Here is a 1,546-nt window from a genome sequence, read left to right as displayed (position 1 = left end):
TCATAGTCATTCTTTACCTTTTCTACAGGTTAGACTATGCTATTTTAAGATACTGTGGATTGGTTTCTTTCTCCTACCACTTGATGGTTTAAATAAGGCTCCAACCACAGTCTCTTTGTCCGGTTGTTAATCAGTTAGTTACCGCATGACGGTTGATCAAGAAGTAGGTTACAATTTCAAAGAGCCCTGTGGATCTTAATACAGTATCAATTCATTTTTAGGAGGTCCTATATGATTTTTGTAGGAATTGACGTTGCTAAAGATAAGCACGACTGCTTTATCACAAACTCAGATGGCGAAGTTCTTTTTCATTCCTTCTCCATCACCAATAACCTATCTGGTTTTACTGAACTCTATCAAAATATTCTATCCGTTATGAACGATGTTGACAAAGTAAAAGTAGGACTTGAAGCCACTGGACACTATAGTTACAATCTTCTCGGATATCTCTTAGATAAAGGTTTCCCGACCTACATTATCAATCCATTACATACGAATCTGTACAGAAAAAGTCTAAGCCTTAGACAGACCAAAACGGATAAAGTCGATGCCCGCACAATTGTTTCTATGCTGATGTCTGATGTGAACTTAAAGTCCTACTCAGACACATCTTACCACAACGAAGAATTAAAGTCACTGACTCGATATCGTTTTGATAAAGTAAAGGAACGCTCTGCTCTTAAGGTATCTATATCCCGGCTTGTCTGTATCCTTTTTCCTGAACTTGAAGAACTTGTTCCTACTCTCCATATGGCATCCGTCTATACTTTGCTGTCTGAGTTTCCAGGTGCTTCTTATGTTGCATCCGCTCATCTTACAAAGCTGACAAATCTGCTTTCTAAAGCCTCCAAGGGCCATTACGGAAAAGATACTGCTGTTCTTTTCCGGGAAACTGCCAGAAGTTCTATAGGCTCTGTTATGCCTGCAAAATCTCTGGAATTGAAACACACGATTAAACTCATTCAAGAACTAACTTCTGAAATTGATGAAATTGAGACAGCTATCAAGCAGATCATGGATGAAGAAATCCAATCCCCTATTCTCACCATTCCCGGCATTAGTTACCGGATGGGAGCAATGATCATTGCCGAGATCGGCGATTTCAATCGTTTTGATTCAGCCGATAAGATCCTGGCCTATGCTGGGATGTCTCCCTCTACATATCAATCTGGTCAACTGGATAACTGTCATTCCCATATGGAGAAACGTGGCTCCAGATATCTTCGTTATGCCTTATACAATGCAACAAAATATGTCTGCCATTGGGACAAAACTTTCGGTGCATATCTTGAGAAAAAGTGTTCTGAAGGAAAACATTACAATGTAGCTTTATCTCATGCTGCAAAAAAACTTGTCAGGACTATCTTTGCACTGGAAAGGTCTGGTCAACCATATAAAGCATCCGTTTAACTCTTTTTATAAACCACTTCTTTTTTAGAGCACCTACAAAGATGCTCTTATTGTCATACAGTTTTCAAGGTACTGATTGCAACGAAAAGTCGTTGCCACTTTTTTACTTGACTTTCTTTAATAGTTAGTCTTATTT

Annotated in this window: 1 protein-coding gene; it reads left to right on the top strand. The window is 38.8% G+C overall.

Translation table 11 applies throughout. The annotated features are described in order from the left end of the window. The first annotated feature begins 231 nt into the window (after window positions 1–231). Window positions 232–1,410 carry an IS110 family transposase gene (locus tag FGQ86_RS16110; protein WP_138305151.1) on the top strand — a complete coding sequence of 393 codons (1,179 nt, stop codon included), beginning with the start codon at window positions 232–234 and terminating at the stop codon, window positions 1,408–1,410. The last annotated feature ends 136 nt before the right edge of the window (window positions 1,411–1,546 follow it).

The sequence above is a fragment of the Clostridium sp. BSD2780061688st1 H5 genome, from assembly GCF_005845155.1.
Taxonomy (GTDB): domain Bacteria; phylum Bacillota; class Clostridia; order Lachnospirales; family Lachnospiraceae; genus Claveliimonas; species Claveliimonas intestinigallinarum.
The sequence above is the reverse complement of the archived record's forward strand: the minus strand, read 5'-3'. Positions and strand labels throughout refer to the sequence as shown.

Bases quoted from the DNA above. Each gene is read 5' to 3' on its own strand.
- FGQ86_RS16110 (WP_138305151.1), top strand. From the start codon at position 232: ATGATTTTTGTAGGAATTGACGTTGCTAAAGATAAGCACGACTGCTTT.